General features: G+C 54.1%; 20 protein-coding genes and 1 riboswitch. Of the genes, 10 read left to right on the top strand and 10 right to left on the bottom strand.

Annotation, left to right across the window (positions count from 1 at the left end):
* Positions 1–7 precede the first annotated feature (7 nt).
* Complete coding sequence (locus NYE85_RS13960; RefSeq protein WP_259005355.1) at positions 8–1621, top strand: EAL domain-containing protein; 1614 nt, start codon at positions 8–10, stop codon at positions 1619–1621.
* A 16-nt stretch (positions 1622–1637) separates the two neighbouring features.
* On the opposite strand, the gene NYE85_RS13955 is transcribed toward NYE85_RS13960, so the two are convergent.
* Positions 1638–3182: a TerC family protein gene (locus NYE85_RS13955; RefSeq protein WP_259005354.1), complete on the bottom strand. Its 1545-nt coding sequence runs from the start codon at positions 3180–3182 to the stop codon at positions 1638–1640.
* A 570-nt stretch (positions 3183–3752) separates the two neighbouring features.
* Here NYE85_RS13955 and manX point away from each other — a divergent pair.
* The 5 genes from manX (at position 3753) to mntP (ending at position 7938) form a co-directional block, all read left to right on the top strand.
* On the top strand, positions 3753–4721 hold the full coding sequence (gene manX / locus NYE85_RS13950; protein WP_259005353.1) for a PTS mannose transporter subunit IIAB: 969 nt from the start codon (positions 3753–3755) through the stop codon (positions 4719–4721).
* A gap of 55 nt (positions 4722–4776) precedes the next feature.
* Positions 4777–5577 carry a PTS mannose/fructose/sorbose transporter subunit IIC gene (locus NYE85_RS13945; protein WP_004961823.1) on the top strand — a complete coding sequence of 267 codons (801 nt, stop codon included), beginning with the start codon at positions 4777–4779 and terminating at the stop codon, positions 5575–5577.
* A 15-nt stretch (positions 5578–5592) separates the two neighbouring features.
* On the top strand, positions 5593–6438 hold the full coding sequence (locus tag NYE85_RS13940; protein ID WP_004961819.1) for a PTS mannose transporter subunit IID: 846 nt from the start codon (positions 5593–5595) through the stop codon (positions 6436–6438).
* Between the two features lie 57 nt (positions 6439–6495).
* A complete protein-coding gene (locus NYE85_RS13935) occupies positions 6496–6966 on the top strand; it encodes a DUF986 family protein (RefSeq protein ID WP_259005352.1) in 471 nt (156 codons plus the stop codon).
* A 208-nt stretch (positions 6967–7174) separates the two neighbouring features.
* Positions 7175–7361, top strand: a riboswitch (yybP-ykoY riboswitch).
* Positions 7362–7368: 7 nt separating this feature from the next.
* Positions 7369–7938 carry a manganese efflux pump MntP gene (gene mntP, locus NYE85_RS13930; RefSeq protein ID WP_259005351.1) on the top strand — a complete coding sequence of 190 codons (570 nt, stop codon included), beginning with the start codon at positions 7369–7371 and terminating at the stop codon, positions 7936–7938.
* Positions 7939–7986: 48 nt separating this feature from the next.
* Here the strand turns inward: mntP and rlmA are convergent, their stop codons facing one another.
* Positions 7987–8805 carry a 23S rRNA (guanine(745)-N(1))-methyltransferase gene (gene rlmA, locus NYE85_RS13925; protein ID WP_259005350.1) on the bottom strand — a complete coding sequence of 273 codons (819 nt, stop codon included), beginning with the start codon at positions 8803–8805 and terminating at the stop codon, positions 7987–7989.
* Positions 8806–9022: 217 nt separating this feature from the next.
* On the opposite strand from rlmA, the gene pgeF reads away from it, so the two are divergent.
* Positions 9023–9736 (top strand): peptidoglycan editing factor PgeF, encoded by a 714-nt coding sequence (gene pgeF / locus NYE85_RS13920; RefSeq protein WP_259005349.1) that lies wholly within the window; start codon positions 9023–9025, stop codon positions 9734–9736.
* 53 nt (positions 9737–9789) lie between these two features.
* Here the strand turns inward: pgeF and cspE are convergent, their stop codons facing one another.
* Both cspE and NYE85_RS13910 read right to left on the bottom strand, forming a co-directional pair.
* Positions 9790–9999: a transcription antiterminator/RNA stability regulator CspE gene (gene cspE / locus NYE85_RS13915; RefSeq protein WP_002221949.1), complete on the bottom strand. Its 210-nt coding sequence runs from the start codon at positions 9997–9999 to the stop codon at positions 9790–9792.
* Positions 10000–10040: 41 nt separating this feature from the next.
* A complete protein-coding gene (locus tag NYE85_RS13910) occupies positions 10041–10157 on the bottom strand; it encodes a DUF2627 domain-containing protein (protein WP_002211058.1) in 117 nt (38 codons plus the stop codon).
* A gap of 294 nt (positions 10158–10451) precedes the next feature.
* Here NYE85_RS13910 and NYE85_RS13905 point away from each other — a divergent pair, with 294 nt between their 5' ends.
* Positions 10452–10730 carry a hypothetical protein gene (locus NYE85_RS13905; RefSeq protein ID WP_259005348.1) on the top strand — a complete coding sequence of 93 codons (279 nt, stop codon included), beginning with the start codon at positions 10452–10454 and terminating at the stop codon, positions 10728–10730.
* Positions 10731–10930: 200 nt separating this feature from the next.
* On the opposite strand, the gene NYE85_RS13900 is transcribed toward NYE85_RS13905, so the two are convergent.
* Positions 10931–11926: an MBL fold metallo-hydrolase gene (locus NYE85_RS13900; protein ID WP_259005347.1), complete on the bottom strand. Its 996-nt coding sequence runs from the start codon at positions 11924–11926 to the stop codon at positions 10931–10933.
* A gap of 208 nt (positions 11927–12134) precedes the next feature.
* Between NYE85_RS13900 and NYE85_RS13895 the strand changes: the two genes are divergently transcribed.
* A complete protein-coding gene (locus NYE85_RS13895) occupies positions 12135–12425 on the top strand; it encodes a hypothetical protein (RefSeq protein ID WP_259005346.1) in 291 nt (96 codons plus the stop codon).
* A 39-nt stretch (positions 12426–12464) separates the two neighbouring features.
* Here the strand turns inward: NYE85_RS13895 and NYE85_RS13890 are convergent, their stop codons facing one another.
* From NYE85_RS13890 to NYE85_RS13880, 3 genes are all read right to left on the bottom strand, one after another.
* On the bottom strand, positions 12465–13841 hold the full coding sequence (locus tag NYE85_RS13890) for an amino acid permease (RefSeq protein WP_259005345.1): 1377 nt from the start codon (positions 13839–13841) through the stop codon (positions 12465–12467).
* 175 nt (positions 13842–14016) lie between these two features.
* Positions 14017–14253, bottom strand: coding sequence for a DUF4060 family protein (locus NYE85_RS13885; RefSeq protein WP_259005344.1), 237 nt, complete (start codon positions 14251–14253; stop codon positions 14017–14019).
* 72 nt (positions 14254–14325) lie between these two features.
* Positions 14326–14640 carry a DUF2591 domain-containing protein gene (locus NYE85_RS13880; protein WP_259005343.1) on the bottom strand — a complete coding sequence of 105 codons (315 nt, stop codon included), beginning with the start codon at positions 14638–14640 and terminating at the stop codon, positions 14326–14328.
* A 167-nt stretch (positions 14641–14807) separates the two neighbouring features.
* Here NYE85_RS13880 and fos point away from each other — a divergent pair, with 167 nt between their 5' ends.
* On the top strand, positions 14808–15227 hold the full coding sequence (gene fos, locus NYE85_RS13875) for a fosfomycin resistance glutathione transferase (protein WP_259005342.1): 420 nt from the start codon (positions 14808–14810) through the stop codon (positions 15225–15227).
* A gap of 58 nt (positions 15228–15285) precedes the next feature.
* Here the strand turns inward: fos and NYE85_RS13870 are convergent, their stop codons facing one another.
* Entirely contained in the window at positions 15286–15564 is a 279-nt protein-coding gene (locus NYE85_RS13870; RefSeq protein ID WP_259005341.1) for a YebO family protein, read from the bottom strand.
* Positions 15565–15652: 88 nt separating this feature from the next.
* Positions 15653–15811 (bottom strand): PhoP/PhoQ regulator MgrB, encoded by a 159-nt coding sequence (locus NYE85_RS13865; RefSeq protein ID WP_259005340.1) that lies wholly within the window; start codon positions 15809–15811, stop codon positions 15653–15655.
* Positions 15812–15906 lie beyond the last annotated feature (95 nt).

The following is a 15906-nucleotide window of genomic DNA, read 5'->3' as shown; positions in this document are numbered from 1 at the left end:
TTAGCCGATGTTGATGTCTCAACTTGCCGTCACGAAATACCGCCATTACCGCTGGCTGCTCGCCGGCGCGGTTGGGTTGGCGGTGCTGATGGTGTCGCTGTGCATTCGCTATTATCAACAAGTTAAAAGTATCGAGCGTGATCAACAGGTCTTTGCAGCGCGCATTGTCCACAAGCTTGATAATCTGCTGAATCCCGCAACACGGCAGGCGCTGCACATTACGCCGCTGATTGGTCAGACGTGTGAAAAATCGATCCCTACGCTACGTTATCGTATGGCGCAAAATCAGGCGTTACGTTCATTATTACTGGTGCAAAATGGCAATATTTATTGTTCCAGTCTGTTTGGCCAGCGCAATTATCAGTTCAGCGCCATTTTCCCACATATTGATGTCCATGCCGGTCCGCAACTGGCCTTGCGCCCTTCGATCGCCGTCTCGCGCGGGCTGCCGTCGCTGGTGCTGTGGTTGCCCCAGCCCGACGCTCAGGTCAGCGGAGTGCTGTACGTCTACAATATCGAAATGCTGGCCAGCTTCCTGCTCGAACCACAGATGCCCTACGCCCAACGGGTGGTGCTGAACGTCAACGGCAACAGTCTGGGCTACGGCGACCGCGAAATCGTCCGTACCGAAGCGCTGACGCAAGACTTGCGCTATACCGCCGCGTCAGATCGCTATCCGTTCTCCATTTCGCTGTTTAGCCCAGACAGCACCTCGCTGGCGTTAGCCACTCTGCCGGGCCACGTGCCGTTGGCGCTGCTGATAAGCTTGTTGGCTGCCTATGTCGTATATCTAATGACCGCCAGCCGCATGAGTCTGGCGTATCATATTAGCCATGCCATCAACCATCGTGAATTCCGCGTGTATTGCCAGCCGATCATCAACGGGGAAACCGGGCGCTGTGTGGGGGTTGAAACCCTGCTACGCTGGAAGAACAAGCGACAAGGCTGGGTATCGCCGGACGTGTTTATCCCCCTGGCGGAACAGCATGGCCTGATCGTTACGCTGACCCGATTTTTGATGACCACGGTGGTCGATAACCTGCGGCTGTTCCCGCCACGCCCCTCGTTTTACATCAGCATTAACGTCGCAGCCGAGCATTTCAATTCGCAATGTATTATTGATGATATCCGGCGTATTTGGCTGCCGGCCAATCCAATGCCTTCCCTAATGCTCGAACTCACGGAGCGCTCGGCACTGTCTGACATTCAAAACGATCAGATCAAGGCGCTGAAAGCCTTGGGCATCATGCTGGCGATCGATGATTTCGGCACCGGCCACAGCTCGTTGAGTTATCTGAAAACCCTCAGTCCCGATGTACTGAAAATCGATCGGGGTTTTACCGCCGCCATTGGTACCGATGCGATTAACGCCACCGTGACTGACACCATTATTACGCTGGCGCATCGTCTGAAGTTGAAACTGGTGGCCGAGGGGGTTGAAAGCGCCGAACAGGCAGCCTATCTGTGCTCGCGCCAGGTGAATGCCATGCAGGGCTATTACTTTGCCAAACCAATGCCAATAAACGTTTTTCCGCTATGGTTAGCGCGTTATGAGACACGCCAGCGAGTATTGCATCAGCAAGAGGAACAACAAAAAAGTGGGAATAAGCCGGAGGCATAAGCCCCCGGCTCCGGCGTTACTGCTGGTCGAAGGATGGCGGCACTTTACTGATACGCACCAGTTCGATGCGATAATCCGACGCTTCGAGAATTTCAAAGCGCAGATGATTGAGTTCTACTACCGCGCCCACCGTCGGCATTTGACCATAATGCGCCAACAGGAACCCCGCCAGCGAGGCGTAGTCCGCAGTAGGGCTCACCAGATCGTCACAGTTCAGCGCCTGCTCAAGCGAATGCACATCGGCCCCGCCCTGCACCAACCAGCTATCGCCATCCGCCACAATGTCCGGCGTTTCATCTTCGTCAGGGAATTCACCGGCAATCGCTTCCAGCACGTCCAGCGGCGTAACCAGCCCCTGCACCACGCCAAACTCGTTGGACACCACGACCAGGCGCCCCTTGGCACGGCGCAGCACCGGCAGCAGATTAATCACGTCCATGGTGTCCGGCACTACGATCGGCGGCGTGCGCGCAGCAAATTCGGCGATGTCCTCACCCTGCTCCAGCGCAATCAACAGATCTTTGGCACGCACTACGCCGACGATTTCATCCAGCTCATCCCGGCAAACCGGGAACAGGCTGTGCGGCGTGTCCAGCAACTGGGCGCGTACCTCATCCAACGAGCGATCGCAATCGACCCACGAGATCTCGGTGCGCGGCGTCATCACGCTGCGAATCGAACGAGATGCCAGCGTCAATACGCCGCTGATCATATAGCGCTCTTCCTCGGCAAAGGTTTCATCCACCGGCTGCGGTGAATCTTCCGCCGTCTGTTGTTGTGCACGCTGCTGGCCCATCAGACGCATGATCGCTTCGGCAGTACGTTCACGCATCGGGCGCCGCGCCTGATGCTTGATAAAGTTGCGTCGTGCGATCTGGTTGAACAGCTCGATCAGGATCGAGAAGCCAATCGCCGCATACAGGTAGCCCTTCGGAATATGCAGACCAAATCCTTCGGCAATCAGGCTCAGGCCGATCATCAGCAGGAAGCTCAGGCACAGCACCACAATGGTTGGGTGGGCATTGACGAAGTTGGTTAACGGCTTGGAGGCCAGTAGCATCACTACCATGGCGATCACTACCGCCGTCATCATTACCGGCAGATCGTTCACCATGCCAACGGCGGTAATTACCGCGTCGAGGGAGAACACCGCATCAAGGATGACAATCTGCACCACTACCGCCCAGAACTTGGCATAGCCGCGGTTACCGCCCTCCTGGTGGGTTTGCCCTTCCAGTCGTTCGTGCAGCTCCATGGTGGCCTTGAACAGCAGGAATACGCCACCAAACAGCAAAATCAAATCTCGGCCCGAAAAGCTGAACTCCCCTACGCTAAACAGCGGCGTGGTCAGCGTTACCATCCACGAGATCACCGACAACAGTCCCAGGCGCATGATCAGCGCCAGCGACAGACCGAGAATGCGCGCTTTGTCACGCTGTTTCGGCGGCAGTTTATCGGCCAGGATGGCGATAAACACCAGGTTGTCGATGCCCAGTACGATCTCCAGCACCACTAACGTCAATAACCCGGCCCAGATTGAGGGGTCCATTAAAAATTCCATTATCAGACTCCGGAAAAAAGACAGGTTCGCTGAGTCGCGCGCAGGCGAAGTGCATCACACGCAGGGCGTGAGATAACAAACACAGCAAGAGATCGGGATGATACTACCGGGGGATGGCCGAGCGGCCGTGAGAAAGCATTAACGCCAGCAGGTGGCGGGTAAATCCGAGGAAAACAGTAACTTCGGTGACAGTCCATAGGGTGGGCTGAGGCCCTTCACTCCTTGGTTATGAAAGAACAAATTACTTTATCAGGAATTTTATTACCGTCAACGCGCTTTTTTACCGGCAAGACCATTGGTCGCGCGGTTGCTGTTTAATTCCTCAAACGCGTATTGCGTGAACGTTTAACGCGTAATAGCTGAGCGACGTCACATAATTTATTTTTTCACTCACTAAAATAAATGGCGAAAACGTGCATTGCCGCATCCAGGCTTTTGATACTGCGTGACAAAGGTTCCGGGTGCATTGGTTAATTTCTACCATAATGGATCTGAACATCGAGAGTGACCGCCAGGAAGGCAGCGAGCAATGACACATTCCGTGTCAGAGGTTTAATGAGGAGGTAGCGAGTGGCAATAGCTATTATCATCGGCACACACGGGAGCGCAGCGGAACAGTTGCTGAAAACCGCGGAAATGCTATTGGGCGAGCAGGATAACGTCGCCTTTATCGATTTCGTTCCCGGAGAAAACGCCGAAACATTAATTGAGAAATATAAACTAAAAATCAGTGAATTAGACACCAGTGGCGGCGTCCTGTTCCTGGTCGACACCTGGGGCGGCAGCCCGTTCAACGCAGCCAGCCGCCTGGCGCTCGACAAGGCGGATTATGAAGTGATCACCGGCGTCAACATTCCGATGCTGGTAGAGACCTTCATGGCGCGTGACGACGACCCCGCCTTTGGCGAACTGGTCGCGCTGGCGCTGGAAACCGGCCGTGAAGGCGTCAGAGCACTGAACAAACCCGAGGATGAGCCCGTCAAACCCGCGGCCAAAAGTGCGCCTGCTCCGGCTGCCGTTGCTCCACAAGCGCCGCTTGGCCCAGACGATCATATGAAGATCGGCTTGGCGCGTATCGATGACCGATTGATTCACGGCCAGGTCGCCACTCGCTGGACCAAGGAAACCAACGTCAGCCGCATCATCGTCATCAGTGACGAAGTTGCAGCCGACAATCTGCGTAAGACTCTGCTGACGCAGGTTGCACCACCGGGTGTCACAGCCCACGTGGTTGATGTCGCCAAGGCGATTCGCGTGTGGAACAACCCGAAGTATGCCAATGACCGAGTCATGCTGCTGTTCACCAATCCAACCGATGTCTGGCGTCTGGTGGAGGCCGGCGTGGAAATCAAATCGGTGAATATCGGCGGCATGGCATTCCGACAGGGTAAAACCCAGGTCAACAACGCGGTCTCCGTTGACGCAAAAGACATCGAAGCGTTTAAGAAATTAAACGATCGCGGTATCGAATTGGAAGTTCGCAAAGTCTCGTCCGACACCCGTTTAAAAATGATGGACCTGATAAACAAACTTAATTAATGGCGGTTGCCAATAATTATTCTTACTCAGAGCTCTTGGTCATAGGAGAAGTACAATGGAGATTACCACTCTTCAGATTGTGCTGATATTTATCGTCGCATGTATTGCCGGGATGGGTTCCGTTCTGGACGAGTTCCAGTTCCACCGCCCGTTGGTCGCCTGTACGTTGATCGGCTTTATCCTCGGTGATATCAAGACCGGCATCATTATCGGCGGTACGCTGGAAATGATCGCCCTCGGCTGGATGAATATCGGTGCTGCCGTTGCACCAGACGCCGCTCTGGCGTCGATCATTTCCACCATTCTGGTGGTAGCCGGCGGCCAGAGCGTCGGTGCCGGTATCGCACTGGCCATTCCGTTGGCCGCAGCCGGTCAGGTGCTGACCATTATCGTTCGTACCCTGACCGTGGCCTTCCAGCACGCGGCAGACAGCGCGGCCGAACGCGGCAGCCTGCGTGCCATCACCTGGCTGCACGTTTCTGCCCTGCTGTTGCAGGCAATGCGTATTGCCATTCCAGCCGTTATCGTTGCCGTTTCGGTGGGCACAGCCGGCGTACACGCGTTGTTGAACTCCATTCCTGAAGTGGTTACCACCGGTCTGAACATCGCCGGCGGCATGATCGTGGTGGTCGGTTACGCCATGGTCATCAACATGATGCGTGCCGGTTACCTGATGCCGTTCTTCTATGCCGGTTTCGTTACCGCCGCCTTCACCAACTTCAACCTGGTGGCATTGGGGGTGATTGGCGTCGTTATGGCCGTGCTGTATATCCAGCTCAGCCCGAAATACAACAAGCCGCAGGTTGTTCAGGGTGGCCCTGCTCAACCAAACGATCTTGATAACGAACTGGACTAGGAATAGGTGAGAGAAATGGTTGATACAACTGCTGCTCAAAAGAAACTGACGCCGGCTGATATCCGCGGCGTGTTCCTGCGCTCGAACCTGTTCCAGGGTTCCTGGAACTTCGAACGTATGCAGGCGCTGGGTTTCTGTTTTTCGATGGTGCCGGCGATCCGCCGCCTTTATCCGGAAAACAACGACGATCGCAAACAGGCGATCAAGCGCCACCTAGAATTCTTCAATACCCACCCTTATGTCGCCGCGCCGATCCTTGGCGTCACCCTGGCGATGGAAGAACAACGTGCCAACGGCGCGCCGATTGACGATGCGGCGATCAACGGCATCAAGGTTGGTCTGATGGGGCCACTGGCCGGCGTGGGCGACCCGATTTTCTGGGGAACCATGCGCCCGGTATTTGCCGCGCTGGGTGCCGGCATAGCCCTGACCGGCAGCCTGCTCGGACCGATTCTGTTCTTTGTGCTGTTTAACCTGGTGCGCCTGCTGGTGCGCTACTATGGCGTGGCCTATGGCTATCGCAAAGGGGCCGATATCGTCAACGATATGGGCGGTGGCTTCCTGCAAAAACTGACGGAAGGGGCGTCGATTCTCGGCCTGTTTGTCATGGGGGCACTGGTTAACAAGTGGACCCACGTCAATATCCCGTTGGTGGTATCGAAAATTACCGACCAGACTGGCCATACCACGGTCACGACGGTGCAAACCATTCTTGACCAACTGATGCCGGGGCTGATCCCGCTGTTGCTGACCTTCGGCTGTATGTGGCTGTTGCGTCGTAAAGTCAACGCGCTGTGGATTATTCTGGGCTTCTTCGTGATCGGTATTTTTGGTTACTGGATTGGCCTGCTGGGCGTGTAACGTCGTTTGACCGCCGGGGGGCCTCTCCCCCGGCTTTTTAATCTGTGGAGCTGTAAGATGTCGCTGACGGACATTGCCATCATGGTGTTTATCGTGCTGTTGCTGCTGTATGCGCTGTATGACGAGTTCGGCATGGACAAAATGCGCGGCGCGACGCTGCTCAAGGTTCAACTCAAGCGTAGCAACCGCATCGACTGTCTGATTTTTGTCGTGCTGCTGGGCATTCTGGTGTACCGCAATATCGTCGACCACGGTGAACCGCTGACGACATGGTTATTAATATCTCTGGCGTTGGTTGCCGTTTATATTTCCTATATTCGCTGGCCCAAATTGTTATTCAAAACGCAGGGTTTTTATTATGCCAATGCCTTTATTCAATATCGGCGAATTAAAGCCATGAATTTGTCCGAGGATGGCGTTTTAGCCATCGATTTGGAGAAACGTCGCTTATTGATACAGGTTACCCAGCTAGACGACCTGGAACGTATTTATAATTTTTTTGTTGAAAATCAATCAATAAAAAGCTAGCCCATCGAGAAGCAACCTTCCTGATGGCAGCGAGGTAGTTTAATCCATTAGTAACGCTGCCTTTTTTTGTTTATTATTTCCACAATAAGATTGCCACTACCGCTTATATTTTTGACGCACCAATAGCAATGAAAACAATTCTCACTTTCATTAAAGCCAGTGCATTGCAATTAATGGTTGTATCCGGGAAAAATAATATGCTAAGGTTGCGCCCGTCATTGGGGAGTAGCCGGTTTCTGAATAGTATTTGTCAGAAACGCCCGTATCAACATACTCGTTTTGCAGTCCGAAACGTGGTGCGGGCAGCCAGGTAAGGTTGGCGAGACCATAGACACGTAACTCCGTCGTTTGGTTGGGGGTGGGTTACGTGTATATGGAGCCGCCCGGCCGAGGCTATTTCACATGAATCTTTCCGCAACACTCATTCTGGCTTTTGGCATGTCTATGGACGCGTTTGCTGCGTCAATCGGCAAAGGTGCCAGCCTGCATCAACCGCGTTTTCGCGAAGCACTCCGCACCGGACTCATTTTTGGCGTTATCGAAGCCATTACCCCGCTCATCGGCTGGGCGCTGGGCCTGTTTGCCAGTCAGTACATCATGGAATGGGATCACTGGGTTGCCTTCAGCCTGCTGTTCATTCTCGGCATGCGTATGATTATTGAAGGGGTTCGTAACCGTCAACAGGAAACCGTCAAGGTGAAACAGCACGGTTTCTGGCTACTGGTTGCCACCGCCATTGCCACCAGCCTGGACGCGATGGCCATCGGCGTTGGCCTGGCCTTCCTGCAGGTCAATATTGTTCATACCGCTATGGCGATTGGCTGCGCAACGATGATCATGGCCACCCTCGGCATGATGCTTGGCCGCTTTATCGGCCCGCTGCTGGGCAAGCGGGCGGAGATTATCGGCGGCGTAGTGCTGATTGGCATCGGCGGCAATATTCTGCTTGAGCACCTTGGCTACCTCGCCTAGTGCGTACTGTGGGCAAAAAAACCTGCCGCTGGCAGGTTTTTTTTTATCTCAGGCGTGACGGCGATACACGCTGATGGCAAAATCGGTCTCACAGGCGAAGCTGGCGCTGGCCGCCAGTTGCCGTTGCGTCTCTAGCGAGGCTCGCCAGGCGAAAGGCGTCATTTGCAGTAGATTTGCCGCCTGTGCGCCCGATAACTGCATCGGATAGGCTAGTGACTCATTGCGCACCGTGTCAAAACCGGGCAGTTGCTCATCCTGTTCAGCATGTAATTGAACCTCTTGATAAATAATCTCTTTTAACTGATATAGGTGCCGCGGCCCTGGTGACACCGTCACAACCACCCCACCCGGCCGCACCACCCTGGCCAGTTCCTGCCCTTTGCAAGGAGCGTAGATGCGCAACACCGCATCCAGCGACGCGTCGGCGAAAGGTAGCCGATGGCTGGAGGCCACGCAGAACGACACCGTCGGATAGCGTTTGGCAGCATAACGGACCGCCACCTTCGCCACGTCCAGGCCATAGATACGCATTGCTCGCGCCTGATTGAGCCTCTGCGCCACCGCCGCGGTGTAATAGCCTTCGCCACAGCCGATATCCAGCAAGGCCTGCGCATCGCTGCCGAGCGCGTTATCCAGCAGTTCGGCGACCCGCTGCTGCAAGGGCTGATAAAAACCGCCGTCGAGAAACGCGCGGCGCGCCTGCATCATTTCAACGCTGTCTCCAGGCTGTTTCGACCGCTTATGCTGCACCGGCAATAGATTAACGTAACCTTCCCTTGCGCAATCGAACTGATGGTTATTCTCACAGCGCCACTGCGGGGCGGTGAAATGGAGAACGTGATGGCATAAGGGGCAAAGATAAGACATGTATTGAGTTCCAGAGAAATGCGGCGCGGCTAGTCTAAATAAGCCGGCGAGTCGATGCAAGGCGCATCCCAACGCCGCTCTGCGCAGCAACAGCGACACAGGCCGTGCAGCGTCGGACGACACCAATAAATCATCCAATCACCGGCAAGAGCCGTGTCAGCGGCAATCGCAGGGTATACACTGTCAGCTTCGCCTCAACACAGGTTAATCATCAGTTATGACTGACTATTCTGCGTTACTCAGCGCCATTCCTGCCATTCGGCACGGTTTTGGCAATAAAAGCGCCCTACTGCCGACGGACTTGCAACACTACCGTGACACGCAGCCGGAAAAAAGGCAGGTGCATGGCACTCGCATCGTTGATGTTAACCAGCCAGCCCAAGCCTGTGGCGACGCCGACGGCTTATATACCGCTCAGCCGGGCATTCTGCTCAGCGTGCTTACCGCCGATTGCCTGCCGGTGATCTTCAGCCGGCGCGACGGCAGCGCCATTGGCGTTGTACATGCCGGTTGGCGAGGATTGCTTGATGGTATTCTCGAGCACATGGCGGCACGTATCGAGCAGGACGATTCGACCAGCGCCTGGGTGGCGGCGATTGGTCCGGCGGCCGGCGCCTGTTGTTATCAAGTCAATCAGGAACTGGTTGAACTGTTTCAGCAGCGCTTGTCCTTGCCGGCAAAATTAATCAGCCCGCAGACACGCCACCTTGATTTGACAGCAATAGCCCAATACAAATTGCGCAACCTGGGGTTCGCCGCAGTCGACAATGCAGGCAGTTGTACCATTTGTACGTTAAATCACGATCCACAGCAGCCACAGCGCTTCAAATACACCAGTTTTCGCCGTAACAGCCATCGTAGAGCGCAGGACCCAGCGCATCCAGGCATCAAGGGGCGTAATCAATACGCCGGAATTATCATTACCAACTGAGTAAAAACGAAAAAGCCCGCACGGAGGCGGGCTTTTTGTACAGCTGACGCTGATTAGATAGCAGTAACGTTTACTGCTGATGGACCTTTCTGGCCATCTTGGATTTCGAACTCAACGTTCTGGCCTTCAGCCAGGGTTTTGAAGCCGTTACCCTGGATTGCAGAGAAGTGTACGAACACGTCTTTGCTGCCGTCAGCCGGGGTGATGAAACCGAAACCTTTAGACTCGTTGAACCACTTAACTTGACCTTTGATCTTTGCCATCTTGAGTATTTCCTTTGGATTGTTTAAACCGCCCGGAGGCGTTACATAGACAAACTAGAGTCGTTACTGCTTGAGGCACTAAGATAAGGATCGGCAGAGAAGCGGTATTCAACGCTAACGTCTTTACTCAGAACTTCTTTACTGAAAATGCCACACATATACAGAACTGTACCTCGTTTTACCCAGATGCGTTATCACATACTCTGTATTCAATGGCAAGCCATTTTTAATCACCGGTGGACGTGTCGCACATAATTGAAACGGTCGAGAGCAACAAGCGCATAAATAGACTAAAATCTATTGAAGCTCTCTCTATTTTCTGCTTTGTAAAGACGCCGCGCTACACTCCGCGCCCTGCCTGAAATTTAACAAAACTTTCAACCACTCGAGACTTATCAGCGGTGGCATATAGCGCCCTTCGGCGCCTGAACCGTTAAAATTTTTGAAGCCATATGAAATTTCATATGCATCATTTGTATAACGATGAACGGGTAAGAAAAATCAGAACCGCTCAGCCGATGAACTATCACATTGATGCTACAAGCGTGTTGCATGGGCATGACAGCCGTTTTGCCAAAGGCCTACTCGCTGCATTCTGGTGCAGTCGGCGACCAGCTGACGAAAGATTGCACCATCACGGCGCAGGCAACGTGGAATATCGGCAACGCAGCGAAGCGCGGGATTTAATTAATCCCATTAGGGGTCAAAAATATATTTCTGCTTATTTTTGAATAAAAACGATATTATTAATCCGGCACAATATTGTGGGCTAGCGGATATTATCGTTAGCGCGCAGATTTTGACGCAACAGCCGGCCGACAGCGTCGAAACCAGCCATTGACCTGGCGAGCCAGCGCCTCGCACGTTGGCGTCGAAGCCCTTGTTTATCGAGCGGCGGCGCTTGACCACCGCCCTGTTTCACGCCTGGTGATTAACGCGTCAGCTCAATACGCTGGCCAATCTTCAGCGGCTCAAACTGATGCTGCCGTAGGCCGGCGTCGCTCAATGCCAATGCCAGTTGCCGTGGAGGATCATCCAGCGATTCATCAGCTAATTCAAATACGCCCCAATGAATAGGAATAACCCGCGGCTGTTTTAATTGCTGATACAGTTTTACCGATTGTTGTGGATCCATATGTTGCTCTTGCATGAACCAGCGTGGTGCATAAGCGCCAATCGGCAGCGCTGCCACCTCGAATGGCCCCAACCGGTCACCAATCTCTGCCAACCGCTCGGAATAGCCACTGTCACCGGAGAAATAAAACCGCAGTGACGGATGATGGATCACCCAACCACACCATAATGAACGATTACGATCCCAAAGCGAACGCATGCTCCAGTGGCGTGCCGGCGTAGCGTGAAATGTCATTTCACCCACTGACAGACTATCCCACCAATCCAGTTCCTCTACCCGCGCGAAGCGATAGCGGCGAAACCAGTCTTTCAGCCCCAGTGGCACAATGAACGTCGCCTGCGGAAAACGCCGGGCCAGCTGACGTACCGTGCGGCGGTCCAGATGGTCATAGTGGTTATGCGATATCAGCACCACATCCACCGCCGGCAATTGCCGGACCGTCAGCGGCGGCGGGGTGCGGCGTTTGGGGCCATAGAAGCTCAGCGGTGAGGCGCGTGGCGACAGCACCGGATCTATCAGCACATAACGCCCGCCCAGACGCAACAATATGCTGGCGTGCCCCAACCACCAGATACAATCCTGTTCGCCGCCGAGATCGGCTTGCTGCCACCAGTTGGCGGTGAACTGCTGATAGCCCTCGCTCGGGGGCTTTGGCAGACCCAGTTTTTTCCGCTCATCCTGCCAGCGGCGCAGATCGCCCTCCTGACGCTGCGACGGTTCCGGATTGCGAAAACCCTGCGGCGTATGGTGCGCCTTGCTGGCATCATAATAACGATTGGTGTTCTTGTTCATGCTGTTTGAGCAACCTCACAGGGAAACGATTCTCACCCTATCAAGTTAGTCGTTTTGACGCGTGGAAAACAGTGCTCAGCCGCGCTGACCTTTTCGCTTATCCCGTTGTCTGAGTTGCTGTGAGAAAGCAACGGCCGCCAAGAGCCTGTTAAGCATCTCTTAAGAACTTTATGTTTTACTTGTCAGGACAATCAATAAAGGAGAAGTTATGGGCCGTTCTACATCACGCAAATCGCGCGTCCGTATGAGCCGAATTCGCAGCGCGATGCTGGCGCAAGTCCAGTATTGGAAAATGTACGCTACGATGAAGCTGCGACGCCTGCGCATACCGGCGCCACTGGCGGTACTGTTCGCAGCGATGGTGAGCTTTTTTGTTCTGGGGTTGCTGATGCTCAGCGTAGTAGCCATTGACATCATCACTACCCTGTTGCTGCTGTGCAGGAAGATGCTGGGCCGCGATCGAGCGGATACCGGCAACGCCTTTATGCCGCGCGGCTAGATCAACAAGGAGGCGCTGCCGCGCCTCCCTGATACGGCATTAACGCCTACGCTGTGGCCGGTTGCCGGTTTTGCGCCGCGTCAGCGTGAACCCGAGCCACAACAGCCCGATCCACACCGGGATCAGTAACACCGAAATACGGATACCGTCGGTGAGATACATGATAACCAGGATCATCGCCAAAAACGTCAGGCACAGATAGTTGCCGAACGGATACCAGAAAGCCTTGAAATGTGGAATAACGCCCTGCCGATTCTTGGCCGCACGGAACTTCAGGTGCGCCAGACAGATCATCACCCAATTGATCACCAGCGTTGAAACCACCAACGCCATCAGCAATTCAAACGCCTTGCCGGGCATCACATAGTTGATCAGCACGCCAATCGAAGTCACCAGCGCCGATAGCGCAATTGACAAGACCGGTACGCCGCGTGGGTTGACACGCGTCAGCACCTTTGGCGCATTGCCTTGTGTCGCCAGGCCGAACAGCATACGGCTATTGGCATACACCCCGCTATTGTAAACCGACAGAGCCGCCGTCAGCACCACCACGTTGAGCAGGGTCGCCACCAGATTGCTATTCAGCGCGTGGAAAATCATCACGAACGGGCTGCCACCCTCCACCACCTTGCCCCAGGGATACAGCGACAGCAGCACGGTCAGCGAGCCAATATAGAAGATCAGTATGCGGTACACCACCTGATTGGTGGCTTTGGGGATGCTATGGCGCGGATCGGCAGCTTCGGCGGCGGTAATGCCCACCATTTCCAACCCGCCGAACGAAAACATGATCACCGCCATCGCCATGACCAACCCCATGACCCCATGCGGAAAGAACCCACCTTGCGCCCACAGATTACTGATATCGGCTTCCGGACCACCGCTGCCGCTGGCCAGCAGATAGGCGCCGAACACAATCATGCCCATGATGGCCGCCACCTTGATAATGGCAAACCAGAATTCGGTTTCGCCATAAATGCGCACGTTGACCAGATTGATCAGATTGATCAGCACAAAGAACGCCGCAGCCGACGCCCAGGTTGGAATTTCCGGCCACCAGTACTGAATATAGATCCCCACCGCCGTCAGTTCCGCCATACCGACCAGGATAAACATCGCCCAGTAGTTCCAGCCTGACAGGAAACCGGCAAAGTCACCCCAGTATTTATAGGCAAAATGGCTGAATGAACCGGCGACCGGCTCTTCCACTACCATTTCCCCCAACTGACGCATGATCAAAAAGGCAATAAAGCCGCCAATGGCATAACCAAGCAATACCGAAGGCCCCGCCATTTTAATGGTCTGGGCAATACCGAGAAATAGCCCGGTACCAATGGCACCCCCCAAGGCGATGAGTTGTATATGTCTGTTTTTCAAGCCGCGTTTTAGCGGGGTATCCTGCTGCTGGTCGCCCATCTTGTCCTCATATGGCAAAAGGCCTTGCCATCACTGCACAAGATTTCGCCAGTCAAAAAAAGTATCTGCGGGCGGCTTTTTAACACTTAACCCCGTGAGCATCAAGGGTTAGCGCCGGACAGGCTATGCTCCCGGCGCAGGTATGGGCAGGAATTGCGGAAACTTTGAGCGGCTATCAGCCAGGCAGATCGCACAGTTTGCTCAGATTGCGCGCACCTATCATCAGGGTTGCCACATAAGACTGGCGGCGGGTCACTACTTCAACCGCCACGCGGTCATTTTGATATTTAACCAGATAGGTTGAGGGCCAGCCCTGCCGGCGCTGACCGAAACTTTCGGCGTGTCGGTCAATTGCCGCATGGGCAACCACCAGATGAGAGAGGTTTTTGTCACCTTTGATAATGCGCTTCATAAACAGGCTCCGCCAAAGACAGTTCCGTTGTCAGATTATGGAAAACATTAATCGGTCATCAGTAATGGGCACTTAACGCGTGATCTCCTGATTTTGCTGACTGAGCAGAAAACAGATCATCGCTGCACGCAACGGGCTGCTGCTGTCGGCCAGCCATTCGCCGTCCGCAGAGCAGATCCGTGCTTGCCACTGCGGGCTGTCGCCGTGGCTATCTGGGTTCAGACTGATTTTATGGGCGCAGATAATCGGCCAGGCATCGGAGGGGTTCTTGCAATAATCTTTACCCTTAACGCCGCCGTAAGGATACCACTTGTCCGGGTTTTCTCCGGTAATCAGGGCAATATTGCGGTTTACTTCGGCGTCGCTTTCTTCATACCATTTAATCATCGGCTCTATCCATCTTTCGTTACGTTCGCGCTACATTACGATGCTAATACGACAGTTTTATGACGACCAGAGCGGTTTTTATATTATCTGTACTAATGTTTTATCGTGTTACCTTTACACATCGACCGGTTACGCTGCACTTTTATCGTCGCCATTTTGGAGTCTTCATGCTCAGCGGACTTAATCATCTGACGCTCGCGGTGCGCGACGTAGAACGCAGTATCGAATTTTATCGGCAAACGTTGGGCTTTAGTCTGCATGCGTGCTGGCAACAAGGTGCCTATCTGACGCTGGGGGAGCTGTGGTTATGCCTGTCGTTGGACGATACGCGCGCAGCGTGCGCACCACGCGACTATACCCACTATGCGTTTAGCATCACCCCGGCAGACTTTCCTGCGATGACAGCGCACCTGCAACAGGCCGGCGTTCGCCAGTGGAAAAGCAACCGCAGCGAAGGTGAATCACTGTATTTTCTCGATCCGGACGGACATCAGTTGGAGATTCATTGCGGCGACTTGGCCAGCCGCTTGGCAGCCTGTCGAGCTACGCCGTATCAGGGCATGGCGTTTTTTGAAGACAAGGCGTGAGAAACCACGCGTGTGATAACCAGCCAATCCGTGGCCCTTTCACCCTATCGAAGCGTGACTAGCGTTCGGGAATAAATCCTTTGAAATCCAGCGCCGGGTTAAGCTCGTCATCGTCGCCCAACGGCGTCTGGTCGCCGCGTGCGTTACCAGCCAGACGTTGCAACAACGCGGTTTGCTGGCGCTGCTGATCGGCAATTTCCTGCAACAGGCGCACCTGTTCGTTAGCACGCACGCTAGCGCGATTGATCAAAAACCATACCCACAGGCCTACCACCAGTGCAATCGGCACCGCGACCAGCACCAACGACCCCGACGAGCCAAAAACTGAATCAAACATGAACTATCCTACTCACTGCCAAAACGGGTCCCCATCTTAACACCCCTGAGATGGGCACGAACATCCTTGTAGCTCATTGCCCCCTTCGTCACCACGGAACAAAGCGCGTGATCGAACAGATCCCCAACGCAAAGCTCTCGCCCTGATCGCAATAACTGTCGAGAGCAAGCAGATAAAAAATCAGGCATGCCACCACGGTCGCAACGATCACCAGGATTTTGTTTCGCAACAAACTTAGCTGCCTCATTGTTACCTTGTTAATCGAACTATAGATTATCACACGAAACATAAACAAACTTTAACCGGTCGTTTAGATTTCTGTCCGCGACGCCGTTTTCAGAA

The organism is Serratia sp. AKBS12, from assembly GCF_024793895.1.
In the GTDB taxonomy this organism is placed as follows: Bacteria; Pseudomonadota; Gammaproteobacteria; order Enterobacterales; family Enterobacteriaceae; genus Serratia_F.
The sequence above is the reverse complement of the archived record's forward strand: the minus strand, read 5'-3'. Positions and strand labels throughout refer to the sequence as shown.